14 protein-coding genes and 1 riboswitch are annotated in these 14,609 nt (G+C 69.4%); of the genes, 8 read left to right on the top strand and 6 right to left on the bottom strand.

What is annotated here, in order from left to right; genetic code table 11:
• Positions 1 to 23: 23 nt before the first annotated feature.
• The 3 genes from F1640_RS06545 to F1640_RS06535 all read right to left on the bottom strand — a co-directional run bounded on the left by F1640_RS06545 (position 24) and on the right by F1640_RS06535 (position 2,202).
• Entirely contained in the window at positions 24 to 773 is a 750-nt protein-coding gene (locus tag F1640_RS06545) for a thioredoxin domain-containing protein (protein WP_194918351.1), read from the bottom strand.
• A gap of 95 nt (positions 774 to 868) precedes the next feature.
• Positions 869 to 1,612: a thioredoxin domain-containing protein gene (locus F1640_RS06540; protein ID WP_255530476.1), complete on the bottom strand. Its 744-nt coding sequence runs from the start codon at positions 1,610 to 1,612 to the stop codon at positions 869 to 871.
• Positions 1,612 to 2,202, bottom strand: coding sequence for a DUF721 domain-containing protein (locus tag F1640_RS06535; RefSeq protein WP_194921221.1), 591 nt, complete (start codon positions 2,200 to 2,202; stop codon positions 1,612 to 1,614). Before F1640_RS06535 ends, F1640_RS06540 begins: the two co-directional genes overlap by 1 nt.
• Positions 2,203 to 2,231: 29 nt before the next feature.
• On the opposite strand from F1640_RS06535, the gene F1640_RS06530 reads away from it, so the two are divergent.
• The 4 genes from F1640_RS06530 to F1640_RS06515 are packed head-to-tail and all read left to right on the top strand — an operon-like array spanning position 2,232 to position 6,213.
• Positions 2,232 to 3,290 carry an A/G-specific adenine glycosylase gene (locus tag F1640_RS06530; protein WP_194918350.1) on the top strand — a complete coding sequence of 353 codons (1,059 nt, stop codon included), beginning with the start codon at positions 2,232 to 2,234 and terminating at the stop codon, positions 3,288 to 3,290.
• A gap of 27 nt (positions 3,291 to 3,317) precedes the next feature.
• Entirely contained in the window at positions 3,318 to 4,634 is a 1,317-nt protein-coding gene (locus F1640_RS06525) for a serine hydrolase (RefSeq protein WP_194918349.1), read from the top strand.
• Entirely contained in the window at positions 4,631 to 5,515 is an 885-nt protein-coding gene (nudC, locus tag F1640_RS06520) for an NAD(+) diphosphatase (protein WP_194918348.1), read from the top strand. Before F1640_RS06525 ends, nudC begins: the two co-directional genes overlap by 4 nt.
• On the top strand, positions 5,512 to 6,213 hold the full coding sequence (locus F1640_RS06515) for a DsbA family oxidoreductase (protein WP_194918346.1): 702 nt from the start codon (positions 5,512 to 5,514) through the stop codon (positions 6,211 to 6,213). Before nudC ends, F1640_RS06515 begins: the two co-directional genes overlap by 4 nt.
• Before the next feature lie 51 nt (positions 6,214 to 6,264).
• Here F1640_RS06515 and F1640_RS06510 read toward each other — a convergent pair whose 3' ends face one another.
• Positions 6,265 to 6,498 carry a hypothetical protein gene (locus tag F1640_RS06510; RefSeq protein ID WP_194918344.1) on the bottom strand — a complete coding sequence of 78 codons (234 nt, stop codon included), beginning with the start codon at positions 6,496 to 6,498 and terminating at the stop codon, positions 6,265 to 6,267.
• Positions 6,499 to 6,648: 150 nt separating this feature from the next.
• Positions 6,649 to 8,019: a cell wall hydrolase gene (locus tag F1640_RS06505; RefSeq protein WP_255530295.1), complete on the bottom strand. Its 1,371-nt coding sequence runs from the start codon at positions 8,017 to 8,019 to the stop codon at positions 6,649 to 6,651.
• A 151-nt stretch (positions 8,020 to 8,170) separates the two neighbouring features.
• A riboswitch (cobalamin riboswitch) is annotated at positions 8,171 to 8,372 on the top strand.
• A gap of 105 nt (positions 8,373 to 8,477) precedes the next feature.
• On the opposite strand from F1640_RS06505, the gene F1640_RS06500 reads away from it, so the two are divergent.
• From F1640_RS06500 to F1640_RS06485, 4 genes are all read left to right on the top strand, one after another.
• A complete protein-coding gene (locus F1640_RS06500) occupies positions 8,478 to 10,382 on the top strand; it encodes a TonB-dependent siderophore receptor (RefSeq protein ID WP_194918342.1) in 1,905 nt (634 codons plus the stop codon).
• Between the two features lie 64 nt (positions 10,383 to 10,446).
• A complete protein-coding gene (locus F1640_RS06495; RefSeq protein WP_255530294.1) occupies positions 10,447 to 11,256 on the top strand; it encodes an ABC transporter substrate-binding protein in 810 nt (269 codons plus the stop codon).
• On the top strand, positions 11,253 to 12,218 hold the full coding sequence (locus F1640_RS06490; RefSeq protein WP_194918338.1) for an iron ABC transporter permease: 966 nt from the start codon (positions 11,253 to 11,255) through the stop codon (positions 12,216 to 12,218). The genes F1640_RS06495 and F1640_RS06490 overlap by 4 nt, the downstream gene beginning before the upstream one ends.
• The gene (locus F1640_RS06485; protein WP_194918336.1) at positions 12,218 to 12,958 is read left to right on the top strand and encodes an ABC transporter ATP-binding protein; all 741 of its coding nucleotides are present in this window, start codon (positions 12,218 to 12,220) and stop codon (positions 12,956 to 12,958) included. The genes F1640_RS06490 and F1640_RS06485 overlap by 1 nt, the downstream gene beginning before the upstream one ends.
• A 15-nt stretch (positions 12,959 to 12,973) precedes the next feature.
• Here F1640_RS06485 and F1640_RS06480 read toward each other — a convergent pair whose 3' ends face one another.
• Positions 12,974 to 14,539, bottom strand: a complete 1,566-nt coding sequence (locus F1640_RS06480) for a DUF389 domain-containing protein (protein ID WP_194918335.1) — start codon at positions 14,537 to 14,539, stop codon at positions 12,974 to 12,976.
• Positions 14,540 to 14,609 lie beyond the last annotated feature (70 nt).

Genomic DNA, 14,609 nt, shown 5'->3' with positions numbered 1-14,609 from the left:
CCCCCTTCCGCGCGTGCTCCCCTTTAGCGCGCGCCAGCTTTTTGTAGCAGCGGTTCCAGTTCCTGCCAGCTTGCAACTTCCAGATTCTTGCCATTCAGGATGAATGTGGGCGTGCCGGTGACGTTGAAGTCCTTGGTCGCCTTGTCGGTGCGATTGGCGAGTTCGGTGGCTTTCGCGGTATCGGACAGGCACTTGGCGCCCTGGTCGGCGGCGATGCCGCGCGCGGCGAAGAAGTCGGTCATGCCGCCCAGCTGGGCGATGCCGGCGAAGCGCTGCGCCGGCGGCTGTTCGGCCAGCGCCTTGAAGCGGGCTTCATCCTTCTGCAGGTTGGTGAACATGTTGGGCTGCCAGTCCCAGAACTGTTCGCTCAGCGGGATCACCGCCTCGGGCGAACCGCAAGTGGCCAGCAGTGCGGCCGGCACGTCGAGCGCGTTGAGCATGAACAGGCGCAGTTCGTAGCTGACCCGACCGCTGGCGATGTATTCGTCCTTCAGCTTGGGAAAGCCTTCCTTGGAGAAGGCGGCGCAGTGCGAACAGCTCAGCGCGCCGAACTCGATCAGCTTGAGCGGTGCCTGCGGATTGCCCATCAGGTAGCCGCCATCGGGCGTGGCGCTGATCACGTCGGTCCACGCCTTGCCGGCCGGCGGCGCGATCTTCGCGATCGGCGCGGCGGTTTCGGCTCCGGCGCCCACCTCATCCTTCTTGCCGCACGCGGAAAGGCCCAGCGCCAGCGGCAGGGCAAGCAGGAGAAGACGGCTACGGGTAAGTTTCATGGATGCTGTTCCCGGAATTGGAAGTGGCGCTTGGGACAAGGGCTAGCCGATCCGCGCGCTGGATTGAAGCCGGATTGAAGAACGTGCGTGGCCGATCAGTGCAGGCGGGCTTCGATCTGCGGCTTCAGCGCTTCCCAGGTATAGGTGCCCGAAAGCGGAACGCCGTTGAGCACGAAGCTGGGCGTACCGGTGACGAAGTCCTTGTCCACCGCGTCCTGCGTGCCCTTGGCCAGCTTGTCGGCCAGGGCCTTGTTGGCCAGGCAGCGGTCGGTGGCGGGGCGGTCGAAGCCGTGCGTCGCCATGATCTCGTAGAAATGGAAATCGCTGGCGATAGCGCGGGTGCGGCTGGCGAAATCGCCGGCGGTCCAGCGCTGCCGCTGGGCCGCGTTGGCGGAAACCATCGGGCCGATCCAGTCGGCCTGCCTGCCCAGAAAGGCGTTGTGCAGGGTGACGAATTTCGACGGCGGCCCGCAATGCGTCAGCAGGGCTACGGTCATGTCCACCGGATCGCGCACGAAGCTGCGGATCTCGACCGAACCCTTGCTGTTGCCGATGAACCCGATCTGGAGCTGCGCCAGCGATTCATGGTGGAATTCGGCGCAGTGCGGGCAGGTATAGCTGATGTATTCCACCAGCTTCACCGGCGCGGCTGGGTTGCCCAGGATGTGGCTTTCGGTGGCCGTGCGGGTGACGATCGTGGTCGGCGGGCGCGTGGTGGCGGGCAGGCGGCCCGCTGCGGTCCCGGCCCCCGTCCCCGCCGCAGCACCCGCCGTGGTCCATGTCATCATTCCGGCCAAGGCCAGCGCCAGCATGCTCAGGGCCCGCACGATCGATCGCATCACTGTGTCTTTTCCTCGTCCTGATTGCCGTCCGAAATGTTCCCGCCCAGGTTGCGCGCCAGCGATTCCAGCACGGCCCGCAGTTCCGGATCGCCGATGTCGCGCAGCGATTCTCCCAGTTCCATGGGAATGGGCTTGAGCGAAGGCGGCGCGGCCCGCGCGCCGTCATTCCCGCGCGGCGCCTGAACCTGGCCTTGCCGGATCTTGACACGCGCCACCGCGCGATAGCCGAAGAAGCGGTTCACCCGCTCGATGATCTCGGGAATCACGTGCTGGATCAGCGGCGCGTGCGCGGGCGTGACGACCAGCTGGAGAATGCCATCGGCCTTTTCGCCGGGCGGGAAGCGGATCGATTCGGGCGCGCAGTGCCGGGCGTGGTGCTGCCCCACGATCTCGGGCCAGCGCGTGACCACCGAACTCTGCACGAAGCCGAAGCGGCGAAAGGCGGTGCGGCCGATCGCGGGCATCAGGTCGGCGATCTGCCGCGCCTCTCCGCCACGCGCGCGCTCGAACGGCTTGCCGGCGTTTTGACCCGCCTTGTGGCCGGTCTTTTGCGGGGCGTTCCGGGGCTTTCCTGCTTCGCGTTCCATATTGCGTGCTGCCATGCCATAGCGGCGCGATGCAGACCAGTGGCGAGACGAATTCGGGTGCGGGTACGATCGCCGGCGAGCTGCTCGCCTGGTACGATGTCCACGCGCGCCGGTTGCCGTGGCGGCGGCTGCCGGGGGAGCCAACGCAGGACCCCTACCGCGTGTGGCTGTCGGAAGTGATGCTCCAGCAGACCACGGTTGCCGCCGTCGGCCCCTATTTCGCGAAGTTCACCCAGCGCTGGCCGGCGGTGATCGATCTGGCGGCGGCGGACGATGCCGATGTGATGGCTGCCTGGGCGGGGCTGGGATACTACGCCCGCGCCCGCAACCTGCTCGCCTGCGCGCGCGCCGTGGCGGCGATGGGCGGGGCGTTCCCCGATACCGAGGAAGCCCTGCGCGCCTTGCCGGGGCTGGGCGCCTATACCGCTGCCGCCGTCGCCGCGATCGCGTTCGGGCGGCGCGCGGTGGTGGTGGATGCCAATGTCGAGCGCGTGGTGGCGCGGCTGTTCGCCATCACGGAGCCGCTGCCCGGTGCGCGCCCGGCGATTCGCGAGGCAACGGACGCGATCACGCCCGAAGTGCGCGCGGGCGATTTCGCGCAGGCGATGATGGACCTTGGCGCGACGGTCTGCACCGTGAAGGCGCCGCGCTGCCTGTTGTGCCCGATACGTGACGAGTGCCGGGCCTATGCCGAGGGCGATCCGGAGCGCCTGCCGGTGAAGGCGGCGAAGAAGGCCCGGCCCACGCGGCGCGGGCGCGCGTTCTGGATCGTGCGCGATGGCGCGGTCTGGCTGGTGCGGCGGCCGGGGAAGGGAATGCTGGGCGGGATGCGCGCCTTGCCCGACGATGGCTGGAACGCGCGCGCCGATGGCCACGGTGAACCGCCGCTGGCCGGTGGCTGGCGCTCGGGCGGGCTGGTCCGGCACACCTTCAGCCATTTCGATCTCGAATTGCAATTGATGCTTTGCGATGCCGCTGGCGGTGCTAGTCTGGCCGAGGGAGAATGGTGGCCGCTCGCAGGGATCGAAGAGGCCGGCTTGCCCACGGTATTCGCCAAGGCGGCGCAACTGGCGCTGGCCGGGGCGTAGGATGAGCGAGAGGCGGTAGAAGACCCCATGCGAAGCGAAGTTCTGCCCGCGTTCCAGGGCCTTTCCCGGCGCGACATCATGCGTGCCGGCATGCTTGTGGGAGCCGGGGCCACCCTGTTCCCCCGCCTGGCCTTCGCCAGCGCGGCGGCCGAAGCGCAATGGCCGGCGGTGACGCAACTGCTCGATGGTTACGTGTCCGGCGGCAAGCTGCCCGGGATGATCGCGGCGCTCGGCTGGGGCAGCGCCGCGCCGGAAAGCATCGCGCGTGGCGTCGAAACGAAGGGCGAAGCCGCCCCCGTCACCATGGACAGCCTGTTCCGCGTCTATTCGATGACCAAGCCGGTCACCGGCATGGCCGCGATGATCCTGATCGACGAAGGCCGGCTGCGGCTCGACCAGCCCCTGTCGGACGTGCTGCCGAAGTTCGCGAAGATGCAGGTGCAGGTGACGCCGGACGGCTCGATCACCGATCTGCGGCCCGCGAAAACGCCGATCACGATCCGCCACCTGCTGACTCACACGGCGGGGCTGGGCTATTCGATCATCCAGAAGGGACCGATCAAGGCCGCCTACGAACAGGCCGGCATCGTGCCCGGCCAGATCACGCGGCTACCGTTGCCGGGCATGCAGCAACCCGCCGACATGCCCCGCAGCCTTGCCGAGTTCGCGGACCGTCTGGCCGATCTGCCGCTCGTCTATGAACCCGGCACGCAATGGAGCTATTCGGTCGCGCTCGATCTGCTGGGCCGCGTGATCGAGGTGGTATCGGGCCAGCCGTTCGACCGCTTCCTGCACGATCGCATCTTCGGCCCCACGGGCATGGACAGTTCGTGGTTCCAGGTGCCGAAAAGCGAAGTCGGCCGGCTGACCTCGAACTACGGCGTGCTCGGCGGGTTCGTGGTGCCGCTCGATCCGGCGCCGTCCTCGATCTATCTCGATCCGCCGGCGTTTCCGTTCGGCGGCGCCGGGCTGGTGAGTTCCCCGCGCGATTACGATCGTTTCCTTACCATGCTGCTCGGCTATGGCGTGATCAATGGGCGGCGCGTGATGAGCGAGGCGGCGGTGCGGCTGGGCACCAGCAACCTGCTTCCCGCCGGCACCGCCACCGACGGCACGATGATCGCGGGCGGGGGCTTCGGCGCCGGCGGGCGCGTGGGCATCGGCGTGGATGCGGGGACGTATGGCTGGGCCGGCGCCGCCGGTACGATCGCCTTCATCAACCATCGCGTGGGCAACCGGGCGGGCCTTTATACGCAATACATGCCCTCCGAAGCCTATCCGGTGCAAAGGGACTTCCCCAAGGCTGTGATCGCAGACCTGTTTCGTGGAAAGAAAGCCGCATGAACGGAACCACCATCGCCTTTGCCGGCAGCGCGCTCGACCGGGCGGACCATGTCCGCTCCGATCCGGAAAAGCTTGCCGGGTTGATGAACTGGCGCGCGCGCCTGCTGCGGCTGGACGGGCTGGACCCGCTGCTCGCGCCCGAAGGCGGGCTGGACTGGGGCACGCTGGCCGATGCCGATCCGCAGGCCGAACTGGTGTTTCTGGGGCTGACCGAGGACGGACGCGGCTGCTTCGCCGAAGTCGCGCCGCGTCTGGTGGGCAGTGTCGCGCCGCCCAACCCGCGCCTGTGGCAGGCGATGACGATGCTGGGATCGCAGGATCTGGCGATCTATGGCGGCGCGCGCAGCCTGGTGGACTGGCACGCCCGGCACCGCTTCTGCGCCCGCTGCGGCCATGCCACCGTGCTCGCCAAGGGCGGCTGGCAGCGTTCCTGCACGAACGAAGCGTGCAAGGCGGAGCACTTCCCGCGCGTCGATCCGGTCACGATCATGCTGGTGGAGCATCAGGGCAACCTGCTGCTGGGCCGCCAGCCGCGCTTTCCCCCGCGCCGCTTCTCGGCGCTCGCCGGGTTCGTCGAACCGGGCGAATCGATCGAGGGCGCGGTGGCGCGCGAAGTGCAGGAGGAAGCGGGCGTGATCGTGCGCGATGTGACCTATGTCGCCAGTCAGCCGTGGCCGTTCCCCTCGTCGCTGATGATCGGCTGCCACAGCCTGACCGACGATCCCACGCTCACCGTCGACACCACCGAACTGGAAGAGGCGCGCTGGTTCACCCGCGCCGAAGTGCGGGCGGCGCTGGACGGCGATGAGGAAGGGCCTTTCATCGCGCCCCCGCAGCACGCTGTGGCGCGGCACCTGCTGGAATGGTGGATCGCCCGATGACCGCGCCCGCTACGCCAAAGCCGGTGACGATCGACATCTGGTCGGACGTGATGTGCCCGTGGTGCGTGATCGGCTACCACCAGCTGCAAAAGGGGCTGGCCATCCTGGGCGACGAGGTGACGGCGACGATCCGCTTCCACCCCTTCGAGCTGAACCCCGACATGCCGCCCGAAGGCGAGGAGCAGAGCGCGCATATCATGCGCAAGTACGGGCGCAGCAAGGAACAGGCGGCGGAAGGCCGCTCGCAATTGCTGGCCATCGCCGAACGCGCCGGCGCCAGCCTGTCCTGGTCGGGCGAGGGCACGCCGCCGCCCGCGATGATGTGGAACACCCGCGCCGCGCACACGCTGCTGGTCCATGCCTTGCGCGATTACGATGCGGAAACCGAAGTGCGGCTGAAGCTGGCGCTGTTCGCGGCGCATTTCCAGCACCGCCGCAACGTTTCGGACCATGCGGTCCTGCTCGATGTGGCGGAAAGCGCGGGGCTGGACCGCGCCCGCGCGCAAGCCGCGCTCGACGATCCGGAACTGGCCGCGATCGTCGTGGCGGGCGAGCAGCAGGCGTGGGACTGGAACATTTCGGGCGTGCCGGCAATGGTCGTCAACGGCAAATACCTGATCCCCGGCGCGCAGGAACCGGACGTCTATGCCAACGCCCTGCGCCGCGTGATCGCGCGCGAGGCGGCGGCGGGAGCCTAGGGCGTGTGGCAAATGCCGGAATGGGCTGCCGCTATCGGGTATTCGCGAAAATCAGTTTCCGCGACCAAACAGCAGTACAATCCCTGCAAAACCAATACCCGATCCTAAAATCAGGCCGATGGTGGCGTTCGTCATGGTGATCCAATATGCAATTGGCCGCGACGCTCGAGAGTACACCTGCCCCTTCACGGGAAGCTGTCGATCCGTAAGTCCAGCGTAAAGCCGATTGATCATGAAACCGACAAGACCGAAGCCGACAAGCGCAAGAACAAAATCGCCAAACAATCTGTAACCCTCGTCATTCGAGCAACGCTTGTTATCAGGCTAGCGCCAGCGCCGCCACAAGCATGAAGGGGCTTCTTATGCCCAAAGCCCGGAATATTCTGGTTTCCGAAACGCCGTGCCACACTCTCCGTCGCGGAACTCCTCCTCACCCTACCCCTGCGGTTGCGCGATCCACTTGCCGCTGTTCTGGTATTCGGGCCGGATTGCGTTGGAGCCGGGCAGGTTCGCTCCCGCCGGACTGGACCCGGCGGGTTGTGAACCGGTGGCCGGCGCGCCCGGCAGCCGGTTGCCCGCGCGGAACACGGCATCGCCGCCGCGCTGCTCGATCGCCGGGGCATAGGCGGGCGCGGTGGCGTGGGGCAGCGGCATTTGCCCGAACGCGGCGGACGTTGCGGCCGGCACCGGCGCGGCCTGCTGCTGGAGCGCGGCCAGGCGGCCGTCCTCGTAGGCGCGGGCGAGCGCGACCGGATCGGCGATGTCGGTGGGGGCGGGCGTCCAGGTGCGCGGATGCGGCGCGGCGATCGGCTCGCCTCCGGCATAGACCGCGTTGAACGCCGCCGGGCGTCCCGCGCCGCCGCTCCAGCGGTAGAAGCGATGGGCGCCGATCGTGCCGATGAAGGCCAGGCTGTCGGCCCAGTAGGGGTGGATCGCGCTGGTGTGATAGTGCGTGGCAAGGCCCACCGGGGCATAGACGTAGCCCGCCAGCGCATCGCGGGCCACGCGCCGCGCGCGTTCCCAGAACGCCACCATCGGCCGGCGCGCCAGCGATCCGTCGCAGGCGAAGCTGAACTGGCAGCCGGGCCGTTCCGATCCCTGATAGACCACGCCGCACACGGTATTGGGGAAGGCTGGATGCGCCACGCGGTTCAGCACCACTTGCGCCACCGCGCGCTGGCCGCTGTCGGGTTCCGAAGCGGCCTCGTAATAGATCGCCGCGGTCAGGCACTGCAGCGCGCGCCATTGGTCCTCGCCGCTGCCGCGCGCGAAGATCGGCCGCGCGGCGGGGCCGGCGGGTTCGACGGCGGACGCGACTTCCTCGTCATCGCGGTGCGCGGCCCAGGCCTGTTCGGCGGCGTTGGGCGCGATCAGCCCGGTATCGTCGGGCGAGACATAGTAGAAGGCCGATCCGGGAAAGCTTTCGCCCGCCTGCTCGAACGGCTGCAACGGGCCGGCCTCGGCCTGCGCGGCGGCGCGGTCGATCCCGCCGGGGCTGCCCCAGCCGATGGGGCCGAGCACCATCGCGAACAGGCCGATCGTGGCCACGCCCGCCAGCCGCTGGCGCAGCATCGACGGGGTCCGCAGCCGGCGCCGCACCGAGACCATGTCGCGCCGGCGGATGCGCGCGGCAAAATCGCGCGGGCGGGGCACAAGGGGGGCGGGATCGGCCGCTTCCGCAATGGCGTTGGCGGGAAGGTGATCGCGGCGCGTCTCTGCGTCGCCCGTGCGCACGTTCTCCTCCGCAGCCGGGGGCAAGGCCCCGGTCGGAAGGGTGAACGGACGGTAGGCGATTTCCAGCGGCATCGGGTCTTGGACGCGTTCCTTTGCTCTCCTGCGCTAGCGCGCGCGGACAGGTCCCGCACGCACGGCGTTCGCGCCGTCCCAAGGCGGCACAGACCCGCGTCATAGGGTGAATCGGTTAAGACTCTTGCTCGTGCCCCCGTTCGGGGCTACGCGCCGCAGCGACGCCACCGGTGCCCTTCAACGGGCCTAGAGGGAATCCGCGAAGGACCAACACGGTCCCCAACCGGAGCTGCCCCCGCAACTGTATCCGGCGAGCGCCCTGTCCACGATGCCACTGGCCGCACGGCCGGGAAGGCGGGCAGGGGGCGATGACCCGGAGAGCCAGGAGACCTGCCGGTGTGTGGTCGTTCCGCGGCCGGGCGGGGTGTACCGGGCGCACGCGTCGCGAGTTCCGCCCGTTGGCCCGGCGGTCCTCCCGCCATGAACGGCAGTTCGTTCATGGGCTGGGAGTCTGAAGAATGCCGGGCAAGTATCTGTTTTTCCTTACCGCATCCCTGTTGGCCGCTGCGCCGGCGCTGGCGCAGGACGATATGGCGCAACCCGCCGCGCCGGCCGTCTCCGCCGATGCGCAGATCACCGTGCTCGCCACGGGCAGCAAGCTGCGGCTCGACCAGACCGGGCAGGCCGTCACCGTCATCACCGCCGAGCAGATCGCGCAAGTGCAGGGCGCTGACCTGACGCGCGTGCTGGAGCGCGTGCCCGGTCTCACCTTTTCGCGCAACGGCGGTCTTGGCGCCTTCACCGGCGTGCGCCTGCGCGGGTCCGAATCCGAACAGGTGCTGGTGCTGATCGATGGCGTGCGCGTGGAGGACGTGTCCTCGCCCTCGGGCGGCTACGATTTCGGCAACCTGTTGACCGGCGGAATCGACCGCATCGACGTGCTGCGCGGCTCGAACTCCGTGGTCTGGGGCAGCGCCGCGATCGGCGGCGTCATCGCGGTGACGACCAAGGAAGTGAACGGCGCGGAGGCCAGCGTCGAATATGGCGCGAAGGAAACGGTCTCCGCCGATGCCGTGGCCGGTGTGGCCAACGATCGCTATGCCTTCTCGCTCAACGGCGGCTACGCGCGCACCGATGGCGTTTCCGCCGCCGCGGTCGGCACCGAGCCGGACGGCTACCGCCAATGGCGCATCGGCGGGCGCGGGCGCGTGAACCTCACCCCCGATCTCTCGCTCAACGCCGTCGCGCGCTATGCCGACAGCAAGCTCGATATCGACGGTTATCCGCCGCCGACTTACACCGTGTTCGGCGACACGCCGGAATACCAGAAGACCCGCCAGTTCTCCGGCCGCGCCGGGTTCCACTATGCCGGCAGCGCGCTTACGCTCGATGGCGGCTATGCGCTCGCCGATACGCGCCGGAACTACTACGATCCCACCTACGGCGCCGATCCGCAGTACGGCTACAAGGGCCGCAGCCAGCGCGTCGACCTGACCGGCCGCATCGCGCTGCCCGCGCATGTCGCGCTCGATTTCGGCGGGGACAGCGAATGGACGCGCTTCTCGTCCAGCTTCGACGCGCAGCACAGCGCGCGCCTGTCCAGCGGCCACGCGCTGCTCGGCTGGTACACCGACCGGGCCAGCCTTGCCGCCGGCGTGCGCGTCGACGATCACAGCCGCTTCGGCACGCAGGCGACGTTCGGTGCCAACGGCAGCGTCCGCGTGGCGCAGGGGCTGCGCCTGCGCGCCAGCTATGGCGAAGGGTTCAAGGCGCCCACGCTCTACCAGCTCTATTCGGACTACGGGAACCAGGGGCTCAGCCCCGAACGCAGCCGCAGCTACGACGCCGGGGTCGAATACACCACGGCCGATGGCGTGTTCCACGCCTCGGCCACCTGGTTCCGGCGCGATACGCGCAACCTTATCGCCTATGTATCGTGCTTCTCGGCCACCAGCCCGTTGTGCGCGGACGGGCGCTTCGGCTTCTACGACAACGTCGGCAAGACCCGTGCCGAAGGCGTGGAACTGGAACTGCGCGCCGATGTCAGCCCCACGTTCCGGGCGCAGGCGGTCTATACCTATGACCGCGCCCGCAACCTGACCGTGGCGGACGCGAACTACGGCAAGGCGCTCGCCCGCCGCCCGCGCAACGCGCTGACGGTTTCGGCCGACTGGACCTCGCCGCTCGCTGGCCTGACCCTGGGCGCGGACGTCCGCCTTGTCAGCGACAGCTTCGACGATGCGGGCAACCGCACCCGGCTGGATGGCTACGAGCTGACCACGCTGCGCGCCAGCTTGCCGTTCGGGGATTTCTTCGAACTGTTCGGTCGGGTCGAAAACCTGTTCGATGAAAAGTACCAGACCTCGGCCGGATACGGCACCTGGGGCCGCTCCGCCTTCATCGGCGCGCGGGTGCGCTATTAACGCGGGCGGCTCCTTGCCTTCTTCCACCCCACCGGCCTTGTGGCGGTGGGGCTGGAGGCTGGCGTTGCTGGCGGTTCTTTCCGCTTGCGCGCCGGCCACGCCTCCGCCTTCGGCCACGCGCGCGCACCCCGCGATCGTTTCGCTGAACCCGTGCAGCGATGCGATCCTGGCCGAAGTGGCCGATCCGGGGCAGGTACTGGCGCTGTCACACTACAGCCGCGATCCCCGATCGAGTTCGATGGACGTGGCGCTGGCCCGGCGCTTTCCCGCCACACGCGGCACGGTGGAGGAAGTGCTGGCGCTCCATCCCGATCTCGTGCTGGGCGATACGTTCCTCGGCCCGGCTGCGCGCGAGGCCTACGGTCGCCTCGGCATTCCCGTCACCCAGCTTCCCATCGCCATGACCGTGGCCGACAGCCGCGCGCAGGTCCGCCGCATTGCCGCGCTGGCGGGGCATCCGGAGCGCGGCGAGCGGCTTGTGGCGCGGATCGACGCGGCGTTGGCCACTGCCGCGCCGCCGGCGGGCACGGCCCCCGTGCCAACCGTCGTCTGGCAATCGGGCGGGATCGTGCCGGGCGAAGGCACGCTGATCGCCGATCTGCTGCGGCATACCGGCTTCGCCAGTTTCAGTGCCGCGCGCGGGATGCGCCAGGCGGACGTGCTGCCGCTCGAACGGATGCTCGCCGATCCGCCACGCCTGATCCTGATCGCGTCCGACGCGCACGGCGATGGCGATCGCCGGCTGCACCATCCGGTTCTTGCCGCGCTGGACGGCACGCGGCGCGAAACGCTCGCGCCCGGCCTCCTCTATTGCGGCGGCCCCACGATCATCCGGGCGGTAGCGCGGCTAAGGGAAGTGCGGGCTTCGCTATGACCGTGCGTCCGGTTCCCCTCCTGCTTGCCGCGCTGGCGCTCGCCGTGCCGCTCTCGTTGCTCGCGGGGCAGGTTTGGATCGATCCGCTGGCGCCGGCCGCGCGCAACGCCCTGCCGATCCTGATCGAACTGCGCCTGCCGCGCGCAGTGCTGGCGCTGCTCGTCGGCGGCGGGCTGGGCGCGGCAGGCGCGGCGATGCAGGGCTACCTGCGCAATCCGCTGGCCGATCCGGGGCTGTTCGGCATCGCGCCGATGGCGGCGCTGGGCGCGGTGCTGTCGTTCTGGACCGGCTATGCCGCGCAAGGCTGGCTGCTGCCGCTGTTCGCGCTCGCGGGCGCGGCGCTGGGCATGGCGTTGCTCGCGCTGATCGCGGGGCGGACCGGCGGGGTGGCGCTGTTTACGCTCGCGGGAATGATGATCGCCAGCCTGGCCGGCGCGCTCACCAGCCTCGCCATCAGCCTGGCCCCCAATCCCTTCGCGCTCAGCGAGATCGTCACCTGGCTGATGGGCGCGCTGGCCGATCGCGGCTGGCCCGATGTGCTGATCGCGCTGCCGCCCACGCTGCTTGGCCTGCTGGTGCTGTGGCGCACCGGGCCGGCGCTCGATGCGCTCATGCTGGGCGAAAGCGCGGCGCGCTCGCTTGGTGTCGATCCGGCGCGGCTGTTGTGGCGGATGGTCGCTGGCGTGGGCCTCGTCGTCGGCGCGGGCGTGGCGGTCGCCGGGATCATCGGGTTCGTCGGCCTGGTCGTGCCGCACCTCGTCCGTCCCTTGACCGACCGCCGCCCCTCCGCGCTACTGCTGCCGAGCGCGCTGGCCGGGGCGCTGCTGTTGCTGGTGGCCGATTGCCTGTGCCGCCTGCTGCCGCTGGCGGGCGGCGAACTGCGCCTTGGCATCGCGCTCAGCCTGATCGGGGCGCCGTTCTTCCTGCGCCTGCTGCTGGCGATGCGGCGGGAGATCGCGTGATGCTCGCCGCCAAGCAGGTATCCGTTCCCGGCCGGCTGGAGGCGATCACCACCGCGCTGCGCCCCGGCCAGATCACGGCGATCTGCGGCCCCAACGGCGCGGGCAAGTCCACGCTGCTCGCCTGCCTCGCCGGGCTGCACGCGCCGACGGAAGGCGTCGCGCTGCTCGATGGCCATCCCGTCGCCACGCTGCCGCCGCTCACCCGCGCGCGCGCCATCGGCTTTCTGCCGCAGGACGGCGCGGTCGCCTGGGATGTCACCGTGGAAACGCTCGTCCGGCTCGGTCGCCTGCCGCACCGCGCCGGACCCGAAGCGGACGCCGCCGCCGTGCGCGCCGCCCTGGCTGCTCTCGATCTCGCGGATCTCGCCGCGCGCCCGGTGTCCGCCCTGTCCGGCGGCGAGCGCGCCCGCGCCCTGCTGGCGCGCGTGCTGGCGGGCGAACCGGGCTGGATACTCGCCGACGAACCGCTCGCCAGCCTCGATCTCGCGCATCAGCTTGCCTTGCTGGCCCGCTTCCGCATCCTCGCGGGGGGCGGAACGGGGGTGGTCCTCGTACTCCACGATCTTGCGCAGGCGATGAACCATGCCGATCGCGTCCTGATCCTCGATCACGGGCGCCTCGTGGCCGATGGGCCGCCCGAAACGATGCTTACCCCCGCGATGATCGGAGAAGTGTGGGGCCTTGATGGCCATTGGCTGGGCGAGCCGGGCCGCAGGGCGCTGGCCTTCTCGCCGTCCTGACCGCGCCAGGCCCTTCTACTGGTCGCCGCTGAACGGGGGCGGTGCGAAGATTTCCACAATCGCGGTGCCGGCGGGCGCAGTCTTGCCGGACATGGTCTGCGCCGTGATTCCGGCACCGGCCAGCGCGTTCGGCAGGGCCTCGTCGTGCGCGTCCTCGGGCATGGCGATGCGCACGTGGGCAACGCCCCAGCGCTGCAACGCCCAGATCGCGACACCGGCGGGAATCGTGTCGGCGGGGGCTCCCTCGGTGGTCAGTGCGATACGCAATTCCGGTGTGGCGGGCGGGATCACGCGCACGCTCCAGCCTTCGGCGGCATCGGTGGCGATGCGTTCGGCCCGGAGATAGTCGGCCAGCTTCCAGCCGGGCGCGGCAACCGGTTGTATGTTCACCGCGCGTTCGGTCCGGTTGATCCACAGCGCGGTGGTGGGCAGGCCGATGCTCGCGCGGATGCGGGCATAGGGCGGCACGTCGGCGGCGATCCCGGCGGCGGTGCGTTCCATCGCCGCGTCGATCATGGCGCGGGTTTGCGAGGGCAGGTCGGCGGCCAGTACCTGCTGGAGATTGACCGAGACCGCAGGCCCGACTTTGGCGGCAAGGAGATCGTGGACGCGCTGTTCGCCGTTCGCCGCATATTGCGGGGCGATGACGACCGCATTTATCGAGGGATCGCCGAACAGGGGCCAGTGCGCGTCCATTTGCGCGATGCTGGTGCCCCGCTGGCCTGAAACCTGCTCGATCGCATTCCTCGCCGACGAACGCAGCGTGCCCTCGCGCTTCACCTGCACCAGCGTCATGGCCAGCGGGGTGGCCAGCGCGAGGAACGCGGCAATCCCGGCGACAGTATGCGCGGTGGTCCACTGCACGTTCTGCAATGGCCGCGCCGCGCCGGAGAGCCGGGCGACCAGCGCGAAGGCAAAGGCGATGGCCGAAAGGTTGGTCAGGAACAGCAGCAGCGCGCCCAGTGCGAAGGTGGGTTGCAGCGTGGCGATGCCATAGCCGACAGTGGTCAACGGTGGCATCAGCGCGGTGGCGATGGCCACGCCGATCGCGGTTCCGCCCTTGCCCATCACCGTGGCGTACCCGCCGGCGATGCCCGAAAGCAGCGCGACGGCAAGGTCGAGCAGGGTGGGTTGCGTGCGGGCGAGAAGTTCGGGCGTGGCGTTGCGGATCGGGCTGATCCAGGTGATCAGCATCCCGGCGGCAATGCCGATCGCCGCGCCCACCAGCACCACGCGCGCGGCATCGCGGATGCGCTGACCGTCAATGGAGGCGAAGCCGAAGCCCAGCGCGGCGATCGGGCTCATCAGCGGAGAGACCAGCATCGCGCCGATCACCACGGCGGTTGAGGATTGCAGCAGGCCCAGTGCCGCGATTCCGGCGGCAAGGCCGCACATCAGCATGTAACCGCGCGTCAGCGCGCCATCGTCCTGCACCTGATGGCGCAAGTCGCGCGCGTCGTCAGGCGACAGTTCCGGCAGCAGAATGAGCCGGGCGAACCGGATCCGCCAGCGCAGCAGGCGATGCCGGAACGGAGCGAGGCGGGAGGACAGCGATGCGGGATCGGGAAAGCGGAATACCATGGGGGGGAGGATAGCGGCCTTGCCACCGGCCGCCAAATCCGCAGGGGTTCGTGCCGCCGACGATTTCGTC

The sequence above is a fragment of the Novosphingobium sp. NBM11 genome (genome assembly GCF_015390225.1).
Taxonomy (GTDB): Bacteria; Pseudomonadota; Alphaproteobacteria; order Sphingomonadales; family Sphingomonadaceae; genus Novosphingobium.
The sequence above is the reverse complement of the archived record's forward strand: the minus strand, read 5'-3'. Positions and strand labels throughout refer to the sequence as shown.

Excerpts from the sequence above, each read along its gene's own strand:
- F1640_RS06490 (WP_194918338.1), top strand. The coding sequence starts at position 11,253 with ATGACCGTGCGTCCGGTTCCCCTCCTGCTTGCCGCGCTGGCGCTCGCC.
- F1640_RS06505 (WP_255530295.1), bottom strand. The coding sequence starts at position 8,019 with ATGCCGCTGGAAATCGCCTACCGTCCGTTCACCCTTCCGACCGGGGCC.
- F1640_RS06535 (WP_194921221.1), bottom strand. The coding sequence starts at position 2,202 with ATGGAACGCGAAGCAGGAAAGCCCCGGAACGCCCCGCAAAAGACCGGC.
- F1640_RS06485 (WP_194918336.1), top strand. The coding sequence starts at position 12,218 with ATGCTCGCCGCCAAGCAGGTATCCGTTCCCGGCCGGCTGGAGGCGATC.
- F1640_RS06480 (WP_194918335.1), bottom strand. The coding sequence starts at position 14,539 with ATGGTATTCCGCTTTCCCGATCCCGCATCGCTGTCCTCCCGCCTCGCT.
- F1640_RS06500 (WP_194918342.1), top strand. The coding sequence starts at position 8,478 with ATGCCGGGCAAGTATCTGTTTTTCCTTACCGCATCCCTGTTGGCCGCT.
- F1640_RS06545 (WP_194918351.1), bottom strand. The coding sequence starts at position 773 with ATGAAACTTACCCGTAGCCGTCTTCTCCTGCTTGCCCTGCCGCTGGCG.
- F1640_RS06540 (WP_255530476.1), bottom strand. The coding sequence starts at position 1,612 with ATGCGATCGATCGTGCGGGCCCTGAGCATGCTGGCGCTGGCCTTGGCC.
- F1640_RS06530 (WP_194918350.1), top strand. The coding sequence starts at position 2,232 with ATGCAGACCAGTGGCGAGACGAATTCGGGTGCGGGTACGATCGCCGGC.
- F1640_RS06525 (WP_194918349.1), top strand. The coding sequence starts at position 3,318 with ATGCGAAGCGAAGTTCTGCCCGCGTTCCAGGGCCTTTCCCGGCGCGAC.
- nudC (WP_194918348.1), top strand. The coding sequence starts at position 4,631 with ATGAACGGAACCACCATCGCCTTTGCCGGCAGCGCGCTCGACCGGGCG.
- F1640_RS06515 (WP_194918346.1), top strand. The coding sequence starts at position 5,512 with ATGACCGCGCCCGCTACGCCAAAGCCGGTGACGATCGACATCTGGTCG.